This is a genomic window from Roseovarius sp. PS-C2 (assembly GCF_018862045.1).
Lineage (GTDB): Bacteria > Pseudomonadota > Alphaproteobacteria > Rhodobacterales > Rhodobacteraceae > Roseovarius.
Window position 1 is genome coordinate 164,230 of record NZ_JAHKSQ010000005.1, and the last position, 18,345, is coordinate 182,574.

The following is an 18,345-nucleotide window of genomic DNA, read 5'->3' on the forward strand; positions in this document are numbered from 1 at the left end:
ACTGCGGCCAAGTCAAGGCATGACAGCTCTTGGTTAACGTAGGGTTAACCAAAGTGAACACAGCCTGATTTCAAGCGCTGAAAGGTTGGTTCTGTCCCGTGGGCAAACGGCTTTCGGGGTTTTCGGCTTCGATCTGCTTGCGCGGCCATATGACCTCGACAACGGCGCCGATATGGTGAGCCGGGTTTCTGCCCGGATCGGTCGCGTCGCTGCCATTGGCGAAACTCAGGGTGGCGCCGGATCGTTCCAGCAGCGTCTTGGCGATGAAAAGCCCAAGGCCCATCCCCTCGTATTCCGGGCGGCGCGGGTCGGCGCCGATGCTGCGGCGGCGCATGAAGGGTTCGCCGATCCGGCCCAGAACATGCGTGGAATATCCGCGCCCGTCATCCATGATGCGCAATGTCAGGGTCTTGTCGTTCCAGCCGCTTTCGATCCACACGTTTTCGGCGGCGAAATCCACGGCGTTCTGCACCAGGTTGCGCAGCCCGTGGATGATCTCCGGGCGGCGATAGATCGTCGGTTGCGTATCGATCGCGCCCGAATCGTGCCCGTGGTCGAAATGGATCGTCTTGCCGCGATCCAGATGGGGCTCGGCGGCTTCTTCCAGAACGGCGGTCAGGGGGGCCTTGCGCAGGTGCAGGTCGTCCTTGCCCGCCCGCCCCATCGAACGCAGGATATCGCGGCACCGATCCGCCTGTTCGCGGATCAACAGGGCGTCGTCGCGCAGGTCCTCGTGCTCTTCCAGCTCCTCGGCCAGTTCCGAACTGGCCAGCTTGATCGTGGCCAGGGGCGTGCCCAGCTCATGCGCCGCCGCCGCCACGACGCCGCCCAGATCGGTCAGCTTCTGTTCGCGGGCCAGGGCCATTTGCGTGGCCTGCAGCGCGTTCGACATCGCATCCATTTCCGAGACGATCCAGCGGGAATACACCCCCAGAAACACCACCGCGATCACGATGGCGGCCCAGTTGCCGAACAGGAAAATATGCGGCATTCGCAGGACAAACCCCATATCGGTGCGCAGCGGCAGGTGAAACTTGGCCAGCACCGAAACGATCAGGATCGCCGTAAGGCCCAGAAACACCGTCGAACGCGACGAGATCGCCGAGGCCGACACGGTGACCGGCCCGACGATCAGGATCGAGAACGGGTTGTTCAGCCCGCCGGTCAGATACAGCATCAGTCCCAGTTGCAGCATGTCGAACAGGACCACCAGCAGGGTTTCGCGTTCCGACAGGCGCTTGTTTTCGGGGTAGATGAACGTGGCCACGAGGTTCGAGATCACCGACACGCCGACCACCAGATAGCACAGCCCGATTTCGAGATTGAGGTCATACAGCCGCTGCGCCACCACCAGCGCCGAAATCTGCCCGGCAATCGCCCACCATCGCAACAGGATCAGGGTGCGCAGCCTGATCCAGTTGCCGCGGCTGCGTGATTTGAAAACGCCTGGCGAGATATCCGTCATCTGCGCGCTCTGGTCCCGTTGCAAGTTCGTGTTCCGGTGCTAGATGTGCCATAGCACGAAAAACATGCCCAGAAGAATGAGGATATACCCATGACACGGACAATAGCGATTGCTGCTGCGGGGTCTTTGGCGGCGGCGTTGATTCTGGTCTATGTCATGACCTTGGGATCGGGGGGCGACGACAGGTTCGCCCAGTGCCGGGCAGGTCAGGTAGCCGGTGGCATGTCGCAGATCGGCGGGCCGTTCACGCTGATCAGTGAAACCGGCGAAACGGTGACCGACAAGGACGTGATCGACCAGCCGGCGCTGATCTATTTCGGTTATACCTTCTGCCCGGATGTGTGCCCGCTGGATACCTCGCGCAATGCCGTTGCCGTCGAAATCCTGGAAGAGCGCGGCACGATGGTGAAACCCGTCTTCATTTCGATCGACCCCGAGCGCGATACGCCCGAGGTTGTGGCGGATTTCACCGAAAACCTGCATCCGCGTATGCTGGGGCTGACCGGCTCGGCCGAACAGGTCAAGGCCGCCAGCAAGGCCTATCGCACCTATTACCAGAAACAGGAGCCGACAGCGGGCAACGAGGACTATTACCTGGTCGACCATTCGACCAGCACCTACCTGACATTGCCCGAATATGGCTTTGTCGAATTCTTCCGCCGTGATACCAGCCCCGAGGAAATGGCCGATCGGGTACAGTGCTTCGTGGATGCGATGTAAGGCGCTGCGCCTGTTTGACGCACCGAATGGCGCAAGCTAGGTTTATCGCATACGAATGTGCGCGTTTGGGAAGGACTTCGAAATGGCCGTGACTCCGCAGGATATAGGAAACGACAGGTCGCTTCTGCTGGTCGACGACGACGAGCCGTTTCTGCGCCGTCTTGCCAAGGCCATGGAAAAGCGCGGTTTCGAGGTGGAAACGGCCGGCTCCGTCGCCGCAGGCAAGGCGATCGCCATGGCCCGCCCGCCCGCCTATGCGGTCTGCGACCTGCGTCTGGAGGATGGCAACGGGTTGGATGTGGTCGAAACCATCCGCGAAAAGCGGCCCGACAGCCGGATCGTCGTTCTGACCGGATATGGCGCTATCGCCACCGCTGTTGCCGCGGTCAAGATCGGCGCGACCGATTACCTGTCCAAGCCCGCGGATGCGACGGACATCACCAGCGCGCTTCTGGCGGGCGATGACGAATTGCCGCCGCCCCCGGAAAATCCGATGAGCGCGGACCGCGTGCGCTGGGAACATATTCAGCGGGTGTACGAACTGTGCGATCGCAATGTCAGCGAAACCGCGCGCCGCCTGAACATGCACCGCCGCACGCTTCAGCGCATTCTGGCCAAACGCAGCCCCCGGTAATGGGCGTCTGCGCCCCTGGCGCCGTCGGATGCCTCCGGCGGGGATATTTGGGGCAGGAAGAAGGGTGGGGGCGTCAAAGCCTGTAGCGTTTCGAAATCCTGTCGACGCCCTGTCCGTTTGCAAGGCGCTGGTCGGGGTGACGGGCACAGGTTTCGAAGCCGCGGCTTTGATAATAGGCCAGCCCACCGGCGTTGTCGGCGCGGATGGTGGCGTTTATCCAGAGATAGCCAAGATCGCAGGCGGCTCGCCTGCTTGCTTCGAAAAGCCTTGAGCCGATTCCGATCCCGGTCGTGCCGGACTTGACGAAGGTCGCGATATCGCAGGCCTCGGGCGGCAGGTCGGGGTGCGGTTCGATAAGCTGGACTCCGAGAATGTCGCCTCTGTCGGCCTCGGCGACATGCCAGGCGGATCGCTCCGGCGCGTGGTCGATCCAGCCAAGCATCGCCTCGCGGTCGAGTTCCCGTGTGAGCGCCGTGGTGCCGCCCTTGCGGATGATGGCGTTGAGCAGGTCTGCCAGGTCGCGGGCGTCGAGCCTCGCGGCGCGCCGGATTCCGATCATCCCATATCGTCCAGAAGCGCCGAATGCCGTGCCGTATATTCGGCGCGGGCCTCCATGGGCGGGCGCAAGAGGATCGACAGGCCGTCGATCAATGCCGGGTCGGGATGGCCGAAGAACTTGTCGGCTTCCTGCTGTGAGAATCCGGCGATCTGCGTGGCCTCCATCCAGGCGCTGATCCTGTCGGCCTTCTTGATCTGCCGCTTGACCTGCGCCGGGATCGCGGCGGGCAGGCCGAAGCGGATGTGAATGGCCGCGGCCAGCCGCTTGTCCAGCTCATCGTATCCCGGCCCGACCGCCGCCTTGACCGGCGAGATCATGTCTCCGATCACGTATTCCGGTGCGTCGTGCAAAAGCGCTGCCAGCTTCCATTTTGCCGGGGCGCCGGGTGTCAGGCGTGTATAGAGCCGTTCCACCAGCAGCGAGTGCTCGGCCACGGAATAAGCGTAGTCGCCTTCGGTCTGCCCGTTCCAGCGCGCCACGAAGGCGAGGCCATGGGCGATATCCCCGATCTCGATATCGACGGGTGTCGGGTCGAGCAGATCGAGACGGCGGCCCGATAGCATTTTTTGCCAGGCGCGGGGTTGTTTCATCAAAGCCTCGTTGTGGCGCGGGGCGGACGTTGCCCAAAGGCGGGACCAGTGCTATCTGCAACCCAAAGCACCGAATTGCAAGGAGCCACCCGGATGGCGAAGGACTATATCATCAAGGATATCACCCTGGCGGCGTTCGGCCGCAAGGAGCTGGATATCGCCGAAACCGAGATGCCCGGCCTGATGGCCCTGCGCGAGGAGTATGGCGCAAGCCAACCGCTGAAAGGCGCGCGTATCGCGGGCAGCCTGCACATGACGATCCAGACCGCCGTTCTGATCGAAACGCTGGTCGCACTGGGCGCGCAGGTGCGCTGGGCCTCGTGCAACATCTTTTCCACGCAGGATCACGCCGCCGCCGCGATTGCCGAGGGCGGCACGCCGGTATTCGCCATCAAGGGCGAGACGCTGGAGGAATACTGGGATTACGCCGACCGGATTTTCCAGTTCGAAGACGGCGGCGCCAATATGATCCTGGACGATGGCGGCGATGCGACCCTCTATATCCTGATGGGCGCGCGCGTCGAGGAGGGCGAGGAAGACCTGATCGCCAACCCCACCAGCGAAGAGGAAGAAGCCCTGTTCGCCCAGATCCGCAAGCGCATGGCCGAAAGCCCCGGCTGGTTCGTGCGTCAGCGCCACATGATCAAGGGCGTGTCCGAGGAAACCACCACCGGCGTGCATCGTCTCTACAAGATGATGGAAAAGGGCCACCTGCCCTTCCCGGCGATCAACGTGAACGACAGCGTGACCAAGTCGAAATTCGACAACAAATACGGTTGCAAGGAAAGCCTGGTCGACGGTATTCGCCGCGCCACCGATACGATGATGGCCGGTAAGGTCGCCGTCGTCTGCGGCTATGGCGATGTGGGCAAGGGCAGCGCCGCATCGCTGCGCGGGGCCGGTGCGCGCGTGAAAGTGACCGAAGTCGATCCGATCTGCGCCCTTCAGGCTGCGATGGACGGATTCGAGGTGACCACGCTGGAAGATCAGGTTGCCAGCGCCGACATCTTCATCACCACCACCGGCAACAAGGACGTGATCCGCATCGAACACATGCGCGAGATGAAGGACATGGCCATCGTCGGCAATATCGGTCACTTCGATAACGAAATTCAGGTCGCCAGCCTGAAGAACCACAAATGGACCAACATCAAGGATCAGGTGGACATGATCGAGATGCCCTCGGGCAGCCGTATCATCCTTCTGTCCGAAGGCCGCCTGCTGAACCTTGGCAACGCCACGGGGCATCCCAGCTTCGTGATGTCGGCCAGCTTTACCAATCAGGTGCTGGCCCAGATCGAACTGTGGCAAAGCGGCGAAAAATACGACAACGAGGTCTATATCCTGCCCAAGCATCTGGATGAAAAGGTCGCCCGCCTGCATCTGGACCGGATCGGCGTGAAGCTGACCCGGCTCAGCCCGGAACAGGCCGATTATATCGGGGTCAAACCCGAAGGCCCGTTCAAGCCGGAGCATTATCGTTACTGACGCAGAGTCAGGCGACTTGCCATGAAAGCCCCGGTTTGGCGACCGGGGCTTTTTCTTTGCGCGGTCCGGGGAGAAGGCCCCAAGTTTTCCCTTTGTGCCCCGCTGATCTGCCGTTATCGTGACAATCAGCGCCATTCGGGGCTGATGTATCAACACGGAAAACCGGCGGATTGGCCGGACAGGTGGGAGAGACAGTATGGGAAAGCGTGACGAGCTGATTGCTCAATATGCCGATGATCTTCGCAACAAATGCGGCATGACGCCGGATATGGACCTTTTGACAAAGGTGACCATCGGCTGCGGGCCGGCGATCTACAATGCGGATGCATCTACGGTGGCCGCAACCCAGGAAGCCGAACTTGAAACCGTCAAGAACAACTTCCTGGTCAAGAAGCTGGGCCTTGCGGATGGCCCGCAACTGATGGATGCGATCAATCAGGCTCTCGACACCTATGGCCGGTCCGAGCGCAACAAATACCGCGCCGTGGTCTATTACATGCTGACCAAGCATTTCGGCAAAGAGTCGGTCTACGGCTGACACTGCCCAACGTATCGTGAAGCGCCCGCCTTTGCGCGGGCGTTTTCCATTTGAAGGGTATTCTAGGTATTCGGCGTTTGGTTCACGGCGCGCTTTGCCGTAATGTCATTCCAAAGGCCAGTATGGCCGGGACCTGATCCAGAGACACGTGTGGTGAGTAGGGAGCACGTGGGGTAGCGGAGGGTGTCGGCGATATATGGCCCGGCGCCCTCCGTTCATATTCAGGCTTTCACACCGGCCATGTCGCACACGATGCGCCATTCGTCTTCGGTGACGGGCTGAACGGACAGACGTGAATTCTTCACCAGCACCATGTCGGACAGCCGTTCATCGGCCTTGATCATGTCCAGTGTGACCGGCGTTTCAACCGGGGCGATGGCCTTGATATCCACGCAGTCCCAACGCGCGTCATCCGTGGTGCTGTCGGGGTGGGCCTCGGCGATCACCTCGACAATGCCGACCACGGCCTTTTCCTTCTGGCTGTGATAGAAAAAGCCACGGTCGCCCACCTTCATCTCACGCATGAAATTGCGGGCCTGATAGTTGCGCACGCCGTCCCATTCCTCGCCCGTATCGCCCTTGGCGATCTGGTCGTCCCAGCCCCAGGTCGATGGTTCGGATTTGAACAGCCAGTATCGCATGTCTCAGATCACCTTTTTCCATTCGATCAGTTCGACAGCCCCGAACAGGCCCGCCTTGGCATATGGGTCATGGTCGGCCCAGTCCTGCGCCTGCTGCATCGTTTCGACATCGAGGATCACCAGCGATCCCGCCATGTTGCCGCTGTCGTCCAGCAAGGGACCTGCCTGCGCGACGACGCCGGTTTCCTTGATATAGGCAAGATGCGCATCGCGGTTGTCCAGACGGGTTTGCAGGGCGCCGGGTTTGTCGCGGGCGATAAGGGCTATCAGCATCGTTCTTCCTTCAGTGGTCGTGACAAAAGCATATCCATAGCCTGATCAACCTGCAATTCGCCACTGATCAGGGCGGTGATGGCGCGGCTGATGGGCATGTCGATCCCCATCTCTGCCGCTCGGTCACACACGGCGCGCGCGGTGGCCGCGCCTTCCACCGTAACCGAGCTGTCGAATACTTCATTTCGGCCCAAACTCAGCCCGAAACGGTAATTTCGGGACTGATCCGAGGTGCAGGTCAGCACCAGATCGCCAAAGCCCGACAGCCCCGACAGGGTTTCGGGCCGCGCGCCAAGTGCCGTTGCCATGCGCGCCATTTCCGCAAAGCCTCGCGTCATGAGGGCGGCGCGCGCGCTGTCGCCCAACCCGGCACCGATAACCGCGCCGCACCCGATCGCCATGACGTTTTTCAGCGCCCCGCCCAGTTCCGCCCCCGTCACATCCGTGGTGCGGTATATTCTCAGGTTCGGCGTGTTCAGCGCCTGTTGAAGTGCCTCGCCCGCAGTTTCGTCCGCGCAGGCCAGTGTCAGCGCGGTCGGCAATCCGCGCGCGATATCGGCGGCAAAGGACGGGCCGGTCAGGATGGCCGGGGTCGCTTTGGGCAGTTCGGCCCCGATGATCTGCGTCGGCCCCATTCCGGTGCTGAGCTCCATACCCTTGCAGCAGGCCACCAGCATCCCGTTGGACAGCGCGTCGGTGTAATCGTTCAGGACCGAGCGCAGGCGCTGCATCGGAACGGCCAGCAATGTCGGGTTCTGACCGGAAACAGGCTCTAAATCGGTTGAAATCGTGATGTTTTTGGGCAGATCGACACCCGGCAACCGCCGCTCGTTCCGGCGGGTTTTCTGCATTTCCGTGGCATGATCGGCATCCCGCGCCCACAGGCGCACCGGCCCCTTATGCGCCAGAGAGATCGCCAGTGCCGTCCCGAAGGCGCCCGCGCCCAGAATCGTGATCATGCCTTGGCCCCCTTCTTGCCACTGCCCAGCATGGCCGGACTTCTGCGATCCAACGGCCAGCGCGGCCGCGCGGCCAGGTCCAGCCCGTCGCGATGCCCGGCGCGGTACAGTTCGATTCCGGCATAGGCGATCATTGCCGCGTTGTCGGTGCACAGCGATAGCGGCGGCGCGACGAAACCAACACCGGTTTCGTACGAAACGGCCTCCAGTTTCGTACGAATCGTACGATTTGCCGCAACGCCCCCGGCCACGGCCAATGTCGGCGTTTCGGGGGCTTCGGCCATGTAGATGTCCAGCGCCCGGCGTGTTTTCTCCGCCAGCACGTCCGAGACGGCCTCTTGAAAGCCCGCGCATAAATCGGCTCTGTCCTGCCTTGAAAGGCCGCTTTTTTCCGAGATCAACGCATCGCGCGCCCGCAGCACGGCGGTTTTGAGCCCCGAAAACGACATGTCGCACCCCGGCCGGTCCAGCAACGGCCGCGGAAACCGAAACCGCGCCGCGTCCCCCTTTTCCGCCTCCCGCTCCACCCCCGGCCCCCCCGGTTGCGGTAAACCCAACAGGCGCGCGGTTTTATCAAACGCTTCGCCCGGCGCATCATCGATCGTGCCGCCAAGGCGGCTGAAATCATGGCAACCGCGCACGATCAGAAACTGGCAATGCCCCCCGGAAACCAGCAACATCAGGTAAGGATAGGCAATGTTATCGGTCAGTCGCGGCGTCAGCGCATGCCCTGCCAGATGATTCACGCCAATCAGCGGCAGCCCCGTCGCGGCGGCAATTCCCTTGGCACACATGACGCCCGACAGCACGCCGCCGATCAGGCCGGGGCCAGCCGTGACTGCGATGGCGTCGATATCGTTCAATGTCAGGTTCGCGATGGTCAGAGCCTGTTTCACGCAGGTATCCAGCTTTTCGGCGTGGGCCCGTGCGGCGATTTCCGGCACGACACCGCCAAAGGCGGCATGCAGGTCGGATTGACCGTAAACGACCGACGCCAGGATATCCGACGCCTCGTCGGTGGAGCGGACCACTGCCGCCGCCGTATCGTCACAGCTGCTTTCCAGCCCGAGGATGGTAAGAGAGGAGCGCATGGGGTCTGCCGTTGCGTGTTGCTTTACAGGCAGGTAACACCGGAAGGGCATGCAAACAACTCTGGACAGAGAATGGTGCCCACGATCCTGATTACGCGGCCAGATCCATCGGGTGCCGCCTTTGCCGATCAGGTGCGACGCCGGTTCGGGGACACGGTGCAGATCGTTCTGTCGCCCGTTCTGAAGATCGAACGATGCGGTTCGCTGCCTGATTTATCGCGCTTCCGAACACTGATTTTCACGTCACGTCATGGAGTCGAGGCTTTTGCCGCGTTGTCGGATCGCCGTGATCTTCCGGCATATGCAGTGGGCGATGCGACGGCCCGCAGTGCCCGCGAGGCCGGCATGAGCGTTGTTGCCTGTGGCGGGGATGCGCCGAGCCTTGTGGCGCGCATTCTGGCCGACGAGGTGCAGGGCCCGTATTTGCATATTCATGGTGAACATGCCGCCGGGAATATTTCCGGGGATCTGACTTTGGCAGGAATAGAGACACATGAAGCCATATTGTATCGTCAGGTTGCGGTTGATCTGAACGATATGGCCAAGGCGGCCCTGCAACGGGGAACGCCGGTGATCGTTCCCCTGTTTTCGCCGCGTTCGGCACGCGTATTCTGTCAGGGCCTTAAGGCGAGGGCACCTTTGTGGGCTGTCGCGATCAGCGAAAATGCGCGCGCCGAAATACCTGCGGGACTCGTCAGGGACGTGGTGATCGCACGGCACCCGTCCGCGCCCGCGATGCTGGATGCAATGCAGGGGCCAATAGACGCGGCCAAGCGGCTTGAGGGTGGAAACGCAGCAAAGTAAGGTCGTTTGGCGTGCGCCGGATTGGCTGGATTCGAAAGGGTGGTTCAAAGTGGCTGACAAGAAGACATCTGACAAAGGCGTTGGCGAAGAAACCCAAGCGCCAGCCGAGGATGTAAGAACCAGCCCGGACGAGGCTGACACTCCTGAAATCGATCAAGACAAGAAGGATGAGAAAGCCGAGACTGGCGAAGTCGACATGACGGATGACGCGCCAGAAGGCAGTAACGACGAGACAGCCGAGGATGAGACCGCTGCCGAAGACCCCGTTCAGGAAGATGACGATACCGGGGACCAGCCAGACGAGATAAGTGCGCCCCCTGCGCCCGTCACGACAGAACAGGTTGTGATCCGCAAGGGCGGGTTTTTTCCCTTGGTGTTGGGCGGTGTCGCTGCCGCGCTTGTCGGGTTTGGTGTGGCGCGCTATGTCTCGCCGGATTGGCCGTTTGCCAGCGATGACCGGGCCGGATTTCAACAGGATGTGGAACAACGTCTGCAAGATCAGTCGGCGGCCATTGACGGGATCGAAAGCAAGCTGAACGCGATGCCGGAAACGCTGGACGCCGCGGGAATCGAGACTGCGCAGGCTGAAATCATGTCCCGGTTGGACGGGGTGTCGGATCAGGTGTCGCAGGTAACGGCGCGACTGGACGACATTGATGCCCGGTTGACCGAAGTGGAAAAACGCCCGGTAGGCGAGGCCGCATCGGACGCCGCGGTGACCGCGTATGAGCGGGAACTCAAGGCATTGCAGGATTCGATGGCACAACAGCGTGCCGAGATCGAGGCGATGGCCCAAGACGCCCGCGCCATGGAGGAAAGCGCCGAGGAAACGGCCCAGGCCACCATGCGGCGTGCCGCCCTGACACGAATCCAGACAGCGTTGGATACGGGAACCGGGTTTGCCTCGGCAGTGGCCGATCTGGAGGCTGCAGGGGCATCGGTGCCCGATGCGCTGGCCGATGCGGCCAACAGTGGCGTTCCGACATTGAGCGAGTTGCAAAACAGCTTCCCCGATGCTGCGCGCCGCGCGCTGGCCGTGTCCCGCCAGTCGACCGGGGAGGGCGCTGGGGTTGGCGGGTTCCTGCGCGATCAGTTGGGCATACGGTCTTTGACGCCACGCGAAGGCGATGACCCCGATGCGGTTCTGTCGCGTGCCGAGGCGGCCACCCGCGATGGACGATTGCAGGATGCACTGGCCGAAATCGAAGCACTGCCCGAAGCCGGGCGTGCCGAATTGTCAGACTGGGCAGGACAGGTTGCGCTGCGGTTGCAGGCCGTGAGCGCGGCAGAAAACCTGGCCCAGGACATGAACTGAGAGCGAGGGGCACATTATGCTTTGGTCGATTATAAAGATTGTTGTTTTCATCGCTCTTGTTGCTGCTGCGGCGTTCGGCGCGGGACATTTGCTGGAGCTCGAAGGCGGCGTGCGCATCGTTTTCGCCGGGTTCGAGATCAACCTGACGCCGTTGAAGGCCGTAATCGCGTTGATCCTGCTGGTTCTCGCGATCTGGATTTTCCTCAAGCTGTTCACGTTGCTGGTCGCGATCCTGAAATTCATCAACGGGGATGAAACCGCGATTTCGCGCTATTTCGATCGCAGCCGGCAGGAAAAGGGATATCGGGCGCTGTCCGAGGGAATGATGGCATTGGCCTCGGGTGAGGGCGATCTGGCGATGTCCAAGGCCAACAAGGCCGAAAAGTATCTGCGCAAGCCGGAACTGACCAACCTGATTACGGCGCAGGCGGCAGAAATGTCGGGCGATCGCGATAAGGCCGAAAAGGTTTACAAGCGTCTTTTGAAGAATGACAAAACCCGATTTGTGGGCGTTCGTGGCCTGATGAAGCAGAAGCTGTTGGATGGGGATACGGAAACCGCACTGAAGCTGGCCGAAACCGCGTTCGCGCTGAAGCCCCGGCACGATGAAGTGCAGAATACGCTTTTGCAGCTTCAGGCGCAGTCATCGGATTGGAAGGGTGCGCGCAAGACACTGAACGCCAAGCTGAAATATGGCACTTTGCCCCGCGATGTGCACAAGCGGCGGGATGCCGTTCTGGCCCTGTCCGAGGCCCGCGATATTCTGGATGAGGGCAAGGATATCGAGGCGCGCGAGGCGGCGATTGAAGCCAATCGCTTGTCCCCGGATCTGATTCCCGCAGCCGTTCTCGCGGCGCGCAGCTATATCGAACAGGGGTCGAAAAGACACGCGGCCCGCGTCGTGCGCAAGGCGTGGGATGTGAAACCGCATCCCGACCTGGCCGCGGCCTTTGCCGAGATCGAGCCGGATGAAACGCCCGAGGAGCGACTCAAGCGGTTTGCGAAACTTCTGAAGGTGCATCCGGACCACCGTGAAACCCGGCTGCTGGATGCCGAACTGCATCTTGCAACCGAGGACTTTCCGGGTGCCCGCCGCGCGCTTGGCGACATGGTCGAGTCCGATCCGGACGCTCGCGCGCTGACCATCATGGCCGCGGTCGAACGCGGCGAGGGGGCATCGGATGCCGTCGTGAAGGGGTGGCTTGCGCGCGCATTGTCAGCGCCGCGCGGGCCTGCGTGGGTCTGTGACAACTGCCACCATATTCACGCTCAATGGGCGCCTGCCTGCGAAAACTGTCATGCCTTCGATACTCTGTCCTGGACGCCGCCGCCGATGGCCGCGATCACAACATCGACGGGCCTTGAGATGCTGCCCCTGATCGTGGGAAGCCTCGAGGACAAAACGGAAGTCGATGAAGACGAGCCGGACGAAGATGTCGTCGATGCGGAACTGGTCGATGAAAATACTGAACCGGAAGAGGCGGAAACAGCCGAAAAATAGGTCTTTCCCCCTTCGATTGGCGGTGCTATTAGCCGCTTCCACGGGGCCGCTGTAGCTCAGCTGGTAGAGCACGTCATTCGTAATGATGGGGTCGGGGGTTCGAGTCCCTTCAGCGGCACCACTTCAATTTGAAAATCAGATAGAGTCAGCGGGTTGTGCGCCGCTGATGGGTTTATCCGCATCCTTGCCTGTCTGGCGAATGTCGCGATCTGTGGCGAGTGTGTTTACCGTCTTTCGGCCTCATAGACGATCCGCCAGGAAGTCGGCGCGCGCCTCGATCAGACTGCTTTTGCCGGAGCCGGCGCGCCCGGATCAAGAGACCGGGCCAAACCACGGATCAGGGCGGGAACAACCGAAACGCTTTTATAAGACAGAGCGTATGGCAGGCCTATTCCATTCCCGTTCACGATAGGATCCGCATTGTTCATTTCGCCGCCTGCCGTCCCGGACGATTCTTTTCTTGGTGGTAAAACACTTGAGTAGTCGTATTGTGATTGTGCGCGAACAGAAGACGAGAAACCCAATGAGATCAGATGTATCTGCTGCGGCAGGGCGTTGTCCCGTTTTGTCTCGTGTTAGCCGGGTAAGGCGCGAAGAACTCGTTTCGCATGCCAGAATCGTTGAGTACGAAAGCGGGAGCTCACTCTATATACATGACGAACCAGCCGACAGGTGCTTTGTTCTGTTGGCGGGTTGGGTCAAGCTTTATCGTGTGCGACGCACGGGAGAAGAAGCCGTGATCCGGGTTCAGACGCAGGGCGAGGCGATGGGAATCAACGACGCCATGAGAAATGGGCGATACAGCCATCATGCGAGCGCCGTTACTCCGAGCCGTGCTATCGTGTTTCCGTCGCAAGTGGTTCGCAAGGCGCTGAGGGTAGACCCGAATTTCGGCAATGTACTGCTGCATCACTTCCTCGAGGTGAATGACCAGTTGCAGGACCATATCGAAACGCTCAAATCCATGAAGGCAATCGAGCGCCTGGCGAGTTTCCTGCAAATCCATGCAGAAGCGCAGCCGAACGAAACGGTCGTCACGCTGCCCTTCGATAAGACCACCCTGGCGCGCTATCTGGGCGTTCAGCCTGAAAGCCTGTCCCGCGCCTTGAAAAAGCTGTCCGAGTATGGTGTCCGGGCTGAGCGCAGCCACATCGAGATCACCGATATCGAAGCGCTCGATGGACTGACACAAAGAGGCAAAGACACGCTGGGGTGATATGCGCCGATCTCAGCCTGCCGCCTGTCGCGCGACCCTGGCAACGTCACGGCTGAGCGAAACCTCGTTTTCGATATCCGTCAGGGAAACCCATTTCGCATCCAAAGCGTCATCGGCGGCCACCGGTTCCCCTTCTTTCCAATGGCACTGAACCGCGATCAGGACGAAATGCCGACACAGTGCGCCGTCATCAGCATGGTCGAAGGCATCGATCGCATTGAATGCAAACTGCGCCTCGGCTTTGACGCCGGTTTCTTCGAACAATTCACGCTCTGCCGCGTGTAGCACATCTTCTCCGAACTCGATTTTTCCGCCGGGAAACCCCCACAGGCCTGCATCGGGTGAGTTGGCGCGCTGAACCAGCAGAACGGAACCGGCGCGGATCACGACGGCGAGGACGGCAACGATCGGTCGGGTTGCAGTGAGAGAAATATCGGCGGACATGGGCAATGCTTAGCCAACGCGGAAGGGTTCGGCGACAGGAAATTCGGGATATGCCGCACGACAGCCGTCCGGTATCGAACGCTGTCATTTTTTCGCGCACCGGGTGTCTGGTTCGCGAAGCCATGAAAAGTCTAAACGTTAAGTCGGTGCTAACGCCTTGTCTGCTAATCCTGAATTCGGGTGAGTTGAAAGGTGGTGAGAATGAGCGCGCCGGGCGGTAACGTCGCGCCAGTCATCATCAAGAAGAAAAAGGTCACGGGCGGTGACGGGCATCATGGCGGTGCCTGGAAGGTCGCTATGGAATGTTCCTTAGCCTGTGGTGCTTTGCACCGATTTCACTTTCCGGCCCCTCCGGGCCGGTCTCGGTGTCGTTCTGACATATGCAGCCTGCGGAGTGGTCCGTGGTTGCGCCATCCGTTTCGGGATGCCCGTTCAGCATCGGGGACAAGTGCTAATGGAATGCTAAGCCCGAAGGTTCGTCTTGCCAGCATTTGAAACAATTGCGTCAGGCTCGTTTCTCGACCTTGTGCAACACTTCGCCGTCTATGACCTGCCGGCGGCCGCTTTGATCGTAGGTTTCAAGGGACCGGCGAATCCGGCGCACCGCCGCCATGCGGGCCGCGACCCTGCGAATCCCCTGAAGTGCACCGTCCAGAAGGGCCTGATTGCGTGTGACCTTTTCATGCAGCTTTTCCAGGGCGCCCCGGTCGTTCGGTTGCATCCTGTTCAGGGCGTCGATCAGGGCCTCCTTCCGCGCCAGAAGCGAGGCGATGGTTTCGAGATTCCCGGCCAGAAGCGCGGTGCGTTCGGTTTCCAGAAGCTCGTCCAGCCGGTCGATCAGGGTTTGGGGCGTATCTTCAGTCATCGCTTGTCTCCATCATGGATTTACAGAACATCTCGGCCAGCCCGATCCCGCCGCTTTCCACCATTCGGTCGGCTATGGCCTGTCGGTGGAACGAGGCGAACTGATCTTCGCCGGCGCTGCCGGAAAAGCTGTTCCTTTGTTCCCCCAGTCCCGTCGATTTCAACATTTCCGCCAGAAAGCTGGCTTCCAGTTTCCTGGCGGTGGCCATCGCCGTGCTATCGCGCAGCTGTGTTGTGGTCTTGGGTCCGGGCGGGGGAATCGGTAAAAAATCAGTCACTGTTTTGCCTCGAATTGAAGGAACTGACCTCTATTTGAGCCTAAACCGGTAAAGAAGCAGTAACCGGAATCGGCCATGCTCAATTTGTTGAGGAAGAAATCCCGGAGCATGCGATGATCCTTTCCCTTGCTATGCCAAGCGATCCGTCAGCGGGGGACCGGGCCGATTCGCCCGCCCCCGGAACAGAGAAACGCCTTCTCACGGACCACCCGGACAGTTTCGGGACCGTGTTCGCAGCCGATGCAGGACAGATCGCGGGCGGCGATACCCCTGATCCGGACCAGTCTTCGCATGCGGGCGATAACGCCGGGGACAAGCCCGCAGAAGTGCAGGATGCGGAGCAGCCTCATGAAAATCCGATGCCGGATGCCCCGTTGGATTTCCTGCTCGTCGTCCCGGTGGGGCCGGGCGAACGGCCAGGTGCGGACCATGCATCGAATCTTGCCAATATCCCGTCGGCGCAGGCAGCGGCGCAAAAGGAACAACTTTCGACTGTGATGAGCCCAAGCGCCAATAAATCTGTCACTGATATGGCCCAAAAAACGGCAGACACGGCTGTGCCGCCGCACAGTATTTCTTCCGCGATGGCCCCGAATATTGAGTTGACCATGCCGGGCAAACGGTCCGTCCCGCTGGGCAAAGACATCCCTGTTCAGCAAGGCCTGCCCGCTTCCGTCCCGACCATTTCTGACAGCGAGAAAGGCGGGCAAACGCCGCCGCCGACAGGGGCGCTCAGCGCCGCGCAGGATGAGTCGCAGGCTCTGTCACGGCTCGCTCTTCAGCCAGAGTCCATGTCGGTGACGGAATTTCGCTCGGTTATGGCCGAAGGCCCCCATGCCCCCAGAACAGCGGCCCCCTCATCCGTCCCGGATCTGCCGCGCCACGTCGCCGCGCAACTGGCCGAGGCCGTTCAGCGCGGCGCAGGGCCGGGGCCGGAGCGTGCGGTGGAACTGATGCTCAACCCCGCCGAACTGGGGCGCGTCCGGATCAGCATGGCCCCCGGCGATGGCATGATTGTCGTGACCGTACTGGCCGAGTGTGGCGAAACGCTCGACCTGATGCGCCGCCACGCGGACATTCTGGCGCAGGAGTTCCATGATTTGGGCTATGGCACCGCTGAATTCACATTCGGCCAGGGCGATGACGGGGCCAGTCAGGGTGGCGAGACCGGGCAATCCACCCCCGACGCCCCCGCTGCGGCGCAGGACCTGCCCAAGCCACCGGACACCCCTAACACACCCCTGCACGTTTCTACCGAACACGTCGATATCAGACTCTGAACAGGCTCAAAATGACATCCATATCCCCAACAACGACACAAACCGCCTCCGCGACCCAGACAGCCACTCAATCCGCTGGCGTGGCCGACAAGCCGGCGCTCAGTTCGGATTTCGAAACCTTCCTCAAGATGCTGACCGCGCAAATGCGCAACCAGGACCCCCTGAACCCCGTCGCGTCAGAGGATTTTGCCGTCCAACTGGCCACCTTTTCCAATGTCGAACAGCAGGTGCGCACCAACCAGTTGCTCGAATCCCTTGGCGACAGGATGGGTGCGATCGGCATGGCGCAACTGTCCGGCTGGGTCGGGATGGAGGCCCGTGCCGAGGTTCCGGTGCAGTTCGATGGCTCTCCGCTCACCCTGACCCTTCAGCCCGACACGCTGGCGGATACCGCGCAGCTTGTCGTGACCGACAGTCGCGGGATCGTGGTGCAGCGCACCGATGTCCCGGCTCAGGCCGGGGCGGTTGACTGGGCCGGTATCGGGGCGGGCGGCATACCCCTCCCGCATGGGCGTTACGCGATCACGCTGGCCTCGTTCGCCAATGGCGAACACCTGTCGGACAGCCCGGTTCAGGTGCATGGCCGCATCGTCGAGGCGCGCAATTCCGACGGACAGATCACCCTTGTCATGGAGGGCGGGCAAGAGGTGGCCTCGGACAAGGTGCTCAGCCTGCGCGCGCCACAGGAGTGATGGCTATTGCCTGGGCCCGTCCCGTGCCTTAGCGTCCGGTGTCCCCGACACCGCGCAGGATACAGTGCCTTCGATGAGTACCCAGCCCGACCAAGCCATGATCGACAGCCTGCGCGCGGCGCTTGCATCGCATGGCAGCGTGGCGGTCGAAGGCCGTTGGCACCCGCTGTCGGGCGGACGTACGAACCGCCTGTGGCAGGTGACGGCGCCGGGCGGCGCCCCGGTGGTCGTCAAGCTCTATACCGGCGATCCCGGAAACCCGCTGTTTCCGAACGATCCGCAGGTCGAGCGCCATGTGCTGCACCACCTTCAGGGGCAGGGGATCGCCCCCCGGCTTCTGGATTTTGCCGAAACGCCCCTCGGCCCCTGCCTGATCTACGGCCATCTCGCGGGAACGAACTGGGCCGGGGGGGCCGCCATCGCGGCGCGGGCACTGCACCGAGTCCATACCGTGGCCCCTCCGGCGAATCTGCGCCGTTCCCCCGATGGCAGTGCCGCGCTTGCCGATCAGACCCGCAGCATCCTGCGGTTGTGTTCATCGCACGCGGCGCGGGCGGCGGCGGCACTGGAACCGTCCTGTCCTTCGGTCGCCCCATCGGGGCAGGCGGCCTTGCTGCACGGCGATCCGGTGCCCGGAAACATGGTCGTCTCGGGCAACTCGGCCTGCCTGATCGACTGGCAATGCCCGTCCATAGGCGACCCGTGCGAGGATCTGGCGGTATTCCTGTCGCCCGCGATGCAGCTTGCCTACCGGGGACACCCCCTGAAACCCGTTGAAAGGGCCGCGTTTCTGGCCAGTTACGCGTGGCCCGGCATGGCGGACCGGTATCGCGCGCTTGCTCCGTGGTATCACTGGCGGATGCTGGCCTATTGCCTCTGGCGTCACGAGCAAGGAGACACTCAGGCGCGTATCGCGGCGCAGGCCGAACAGCAGGCGCTGGCCACGCTGATGCAGGGATAAGCAGGGCTTGTTGCAAATATGCGCAAGGCCTC

The 18,345-nt window shown here is 61.6% G+C and carries 21 protein-coding genes, 1 tRNA gene and 1 pseudogene; 13 read left to right on the top strand and 10 right to left on the bottom strand.

Features of this window, described 5'->3' with window-relative positions:
• Positions 1 to 70: 70 nt before the first annotated feature.
• Positions 71 to 1,465, bottom strand: a complete 1,395-nt coding sequence (gene regB, locus KPG71_RS11050) for a sensor histidine kinase RegB (protein ID WP_216338346.1) — start codon at positions 1,463 to 1,465, stop codon at positions 71 to 73.
• Between the two features lie 90 nt (positions 1,466 to 1,555).
• Between regB and KPG71_RS11055 the strand changes: the two genes are divergently transcribed.
• Positions 1,556 to 2,185, top strand: coding sequence for an SCO family protein (locus tag KPG71_RS11055; protein WP_216338133.1), 630 nt, complete (start codon positions 1,556 to 1,558; stop codon positions 2,183 to 2,185).
• Between the two features lie 82 nt (positions 2,186 to 2,267).
• The gene (locus KPG71_RS11060; RefSeq protein WP_216338134.1) at positions 2,268 to 2,819 is read left to right on the top strand and encodes an ActR/PrrA/RegA family redox response regulator transcription factor; all 552 of its coding nucleotides are present in this window, start codon (positions 2,268 to 2,270) and stop codon (positions 2,817 to 2,819) included.
• 73 nt (positions 2,820 to 2,892) lie between these two features.
• Here KPG71_RS11060 and KPG71_RS11065 read toward each other — a convergent pair whose 3' ends face one another.
• Entirely contained in the window at positions 2,893 to 3,378 is a 486-nt protein-coding gene (locus KPG71_RS11065; RefSeq protein WP_216338135.1) for a GNAT family N-acetyltransferase, read from the bottom strand.
• Positions 3,375 to 3,968: an HD domain-containing protein gene (locus tag KPG71_RS11070; protein ID WP_216338136.1), complete on the bottom strand. Its 594-nt coding sequence runs from the start codon at positions 3,966 to 3,968 to the stop codon at positions 3,375 to 3,377. Before KPG71_RS11070 ends, KPG71_RS11065 begins: the two co-directional genes overlap by 4 nt.
• 93 nt (positions 3,969 to 4,061) lie before the next feature.
• On the opposite strand from KPG71_RS11070, the gene ahcY reads away from it, so the two are divergent.
• Positions 4,062 to 5,456, top strand: coding sequence for an adenosylhomocysteinase (gene ahcY, locus KPG71_RS11075; RefSeq protein ID WP_216338137.1), 1,395 nt, complete (start codon positions 4,062 to 4,064; stop codon positions 5,454 to 5,456).
• A 196-nt stretch (positions 5,457 to 5,652) separates the two neighbouring features.
• Positions 5,653 to 5,994 carry a DUF2853 family protein gene (locus KPG71_RS11080; protein WP_216338138.1) on the top strand — a complete coding sequence of 114 codons (342 nt, stop codon included), beginning with the start codon at positions 5,653 to 5,655 and terminating at the stop codon, positions 5,992 to 5,994.
• A gap of 221 nt (positions 5,995 to 6,215) precedes the next feature.
• Here KPG71_RS11080 and KPG71_RS11085 read toward each other — a convergent pair whose 3' ends face one another.
• From KPG71_RS11085 to tsaD, 4 genes are read right to left on the bottom strand one after another with little or no spacing between them, the layout of a single operon-like run.
• Complete coding sequence (locus tag KPG71_RS11085; protein WP_216338139.1) at positions 6,216 to 6,635, bottom strand: EVE domain-containing protein; 420 nt, start codon at positions 6,633 to 6,635, stop codon at positions 6,216 to 6,218.
• A 3-nt stretch (positions 6,636 to 6,638) separates the two neighbouring features.
• Positions 6,639 to 6,908 carry a YciI family protein gene (locus KPG71_RS11090; RefSeq protein ID WP_216338140.1) on the bottom strand — a complete coding sequence of 90 codons (270 nt, stop codon included), beginning with the start codon at positions 6,906 to 6,908 and terminating at the stop codon, positions 6,639 to 6,641.
• Complete coding sequence (locus KPG71_RS11095) at positions 6,902 to 7,867, bottom strand: NAD(P)H-dependent glycerol-3-phosphate dehydrogenase (protein ID WP_216338141.1); 966 nt, start codon at positions 7,865 to 7,867, stop codon at positions 6,902 to 6,904. The genes KPG71_RS11090 and KPG71_RS11095 overlap by 7 nt, the downstream gene beginning before the upstream one ends.
• Positions 7,864 to 8,958, bottom strand: a complete 1,095-nt coding sequence (gene tsaD / locus KPG71_RS11100) for a tRNA (adenosine(37)-N6)-threonylcarbamoyltransferase complex transferase subunit TsaD (RefSeq protein WP_216338142.1) — start codon at positions 8,956 to 8,958, stop codon at positions 7,864 to 7,866. The genes KPG71_RS11095 and tsaD overlap by 4 nt, the downstream gene beginning before the upstream one ends.
• 72 nt (positions 8,959 to 9,030) lie before the next feature.
• Between tsaD and KPG71_RS11105 the strand changes: the two genes are divergently transcribed.
• The 5 genes from KPG71_RS11105 to KPG71_RS11125 all read left to right on the top strand — a co-directional run bounded on the left by KPG71_RS11105 (position 9,031) and on the right by KPG71_RS11125 (position 13,794).
• Positions 9,031 to 9,762 carry a uroporphyrinogen-III synthase gene (locus KPG71_RS11105; protein ID WP_216338143.1) on the top strand — a complete coding sequence of 244 codons (732 nt, stop codon included), beginning with the start codon at positions 9,031 to 9,033 and terminating at the stop codon, positions 9,760 to 9,762.
• A gap of 49 nt (positions 9,763 to 9,811) precedes the next feature.
• The gene (locus tag KPG71_RS11110) at positions 9,812 to 11,077 is read left to right on the top strand and encodes a COG4223 family protein (protein ID WP_216338144.1); all 1,266 of its coding nucleotides are present in this window, start codon (positions 9,812 to 9,814) and stop codon (positions 11,075 to 11,077) included.
• Between the two features lie 16 nt (positions 11,078 to 11,093).
• A complete protein-coding gene (locus KPG71_RS11115) occupies positions 11,094 to 12,578 on the top strand; it encodes a heme biosynthesis protein HemY (RefSeq protein ID WP_216338145.1) in 1,485 nt (494 codons plus the stop codon).
• A gap of 45 nt (positions 12,579 to 12,623) precedes the next feature.
• A tRNA-Thr gene (locus KPG71_RS11120) sits at positions 12,624 to 12,699 on the top strand.
• Between the two features lie 402 nt (positions 12,700 to 13,101).
• Positions 13,102 to 13,794: a Crp/Fnr family transcriptional regulator gene (locus KPG71_RS11125; protein WP_216338146.1), complete on the top strand. Its 693-nt coding sequence runs from the start codon at positions 13,102 to 13,104 to the stop codon at positions 13,792 to 13,794.
• A 12-nt stretch (positions 13,795 to 13,806) separates the two neighbouring features.
• Here the strand turns inward: KPG71_RS11125 and KPG71_RS11130 are convergent, their stop codons facing one another.
• Entirely contained in the window at positions 13,807 to 14,238 is a 432-nt protein-coding gene (locus KPG71_RS11130) for an NUDIX hydrolase (RefSeq protein ID WP_216338147.1), read from the bottom strand.
• Positions 14,239 to 14,439: 201 nt separating this feature from the next.
• Here KPG71_RS11130 and KPG71_RS19630 point away from each other — a divergent pair.
• A pseudogene (locus KPG71_RS19630) lies at positions 14,440 to 14,535 on the top strand (chemotaxis protein MotB); the annotation flags it as partial.
• A gap of 208 nt (positions 14,536 to 14,743) precedes the next feature.
• On the opposite strand, the gene KPG71_RS11135 reads toward KPG71_RS19630, so the two are convergent.
• On the bottom strand, positions 14,744 to 15,103 hold the full coding sequence (locus KPG71_RS11135; protein WP_216338148.1) for a flagellar protein FlgN: 360 nt from the start codon (positions 15,101 to 15,103) through the stop codon (positions 14,744 to 14,746).
• Entirely contained in the window at positions 15,096 to 15,380 is a 285-nt protein-coding gene (locus tag KPG71_RS11140) for a rod-binding protein (RefSeq protein WP_367397345.1), read from the bottom strand. The genes KPG71_RS11135 and KPG71_RS11140 overlap by 8 nt, the downstream gene beginning before the upstream one ends.
• A gap of 584 nt (positions 15,381 to 15,964) precedes the next feature.
• On the opposite strand from KPG71_RS11140, the gene KPG71_RS11145 reads away from it, so the two are divergent.
• From KPG71_RS11145 to KPG71_RS11155, 3 genes are all read left to right on the top strand, one after another.
• Positions 15,965 to 16,660 carry a flagellar hook-length control protein FliK gene (locus KPG71_RS11145; RefSeq protein WP_216338149.1) on the top strand — a complete coding sequence of 232 codons (696 nt, stop codon included), beginning with the start codon at positions 15,965 to 15,967 and terminating at the stop codon, positions 16,658 to 16,660.
• 11 nt (positions 16,661 to 16,671) lie between these two features.
• A complete protein-coding gene (locus KPG71_RS11150; RefSeq protein WP_216338150.1) occupies positions 16,672 to 17,352 on the top strand; it encodes a flagellar hook capping FlgD N-terminal domain-containing protein in 681 nt (226 codons plus the stop codon).
• 73 nt (positions 17,353 to 17,425) lie between these two features.
• Complete coding sequence (locus KPG71_RS11155) at positions 17,426 to 18,313, top strand: phosphotransferase family protein (RefSeq protein ID WP_216338151.1); 888 nt, start codon at positions 17,426 to 17,428, stop codon at positions 18,311 to 18,313.
• The last annotated feature ends 32 nt before the right edge of the window (positions 18,314 to 18,345 follow it).

Excerpts from the sequence above, each read along its gene's own strand:
- tsaD (WP_216338142.1), bottom strand. The coding sequence starts at position 8,958 with ATGCGCTCCTCTCTTACCATCCTCGGGCTGGAAAGCAGCTGTGACGAT.
- KPG71_RS11105 (WP_216338143.1), top strand. The coding sequence starts at position 9,031 with ATGGTGCCCACGATCCTGATTACGCGGCCAGATCCATCGGGTGCCGCC.
- KPG71_RS11145 (WP_216338149.1), top strand. The coding sequence starts at position 15,965 with ATGGCCCCGAATATTGAGTTGACCATGCCGGGCAAACGGTCCGTCCCG.
- KPG71_RS11125 (WP_216338146.1), top strand. The coding sequence starts at position 13,102 with ATGAGATCAGATGTATCTGCTGCGGCAGGGCGTTGTCCCGTTTTGTCT.
- KPG71_RS11135 (WP_216338148.1), bottom strand. The coding sequence starts at position 15,103 with ATGACTGAAGATACGCCCCAAACCCTGATCGACCGGCTGGACGAGCTT.
- regB (WP_216338346.1), bottom strand. The coding sequence starts at position 1,465 with ATGACGGATATCTCGCCAGGCGTTTTCAAATCACGCAGCCGCGGCAAC.
- ahcY (WP_216338137.1), top strand. The coding sequence starts at position 4,062 with ATGGCGAAGGACTATATCATCAAGGATATCACCCTGGCGGCGTTCGGC.
- KPG71_RS11060 (WP_216338134.1), top strand. The coding sequence starts at position 2,268 with ATGGCCGTGACTCCGCAGGATATAGGAAACGACAGGTCGCTTCTGCTG.
- KPG71_RS11080 (WP_216338138.1), top strand. The coding sequence starts at position 5,653 with ATGGGAAAGCGTGACGAGCTGATTGCTCAATATGCCGATGATCTTCGC.
- KPG71_RS11130 (WP_216338147.1), bottom strand. The coding sequence starts at position 14,238 with ATGTCCGCCGATATTTCTCTCACTGCAACCCGACCGATCGTTGCCGTC.
- KPG71_RS11095 (WP_216338141.1), bottom strand. The coding sequence starts at position 7,867 with ATGATCACGATTCTGGGCGCGGGCGCCTTCGGGACGGCACTGGCGATC.
- KPG71_RS11115 (WP_216338145.1), top strand. The coding sequence starts at position 11,094 with ATGCTTTGGTCGATTATAAAGATTGTTGTTTTCATCGCTCTTGTTGCT.
- KPG71_RS11085 (WP_216338139.1), bottom strand. The coding sequence starts at position 6,635 with ATGCGATACTGGCTGTTCAAATCCGAACCATCGACCTGGGGCTGGGAC.
- KPG71_RS11155 (WP_216338151.1), top strand. The coding sequence starts at position 17,426 with ATGAGTACCCAGCCCGACCAAGCCATGATCGACAGCCTGCGCGCGGCG.
- KPG71_RS11090 (WP_216338140.1), bottom strand. The coding sequence starts at position 6,908 with ATGCTGATAGCCCTTATCGCCCGCGACAAACCCGGCGCCCTGCAAACC.
- KPG71_RS11055 (WP_216338133.1), top strand. The coding sequence starts at position 1,556 with ATGACACGGACAATAGCGATTGCTGCTGCGGGGTCTTTGGCGGCGGCG.
- KPG71_RS11065 (WP_216338135.1), bottom strand. The coding sequence starts at position 3,378 with ATGATCGGAATCCGGCGCGCCGCGAGGCTCGACGCCCGCGACCTGGCA.
- KPG71_RS11070 (WP_216338136.1), bottom strand. The coding sequence starts at position 3,968 with ATGAAACAACCCCGCGCCTGGCAAAAAATGCTATCGGGCCGCCGTCTC.
- KPG71_RS11150 (WP_216338150.1), top strand. The coding sequence starts at position 16,672 with ATGACATCCATATCCCCAACAACGACACAAACCGCCTCCGCGACCCAG.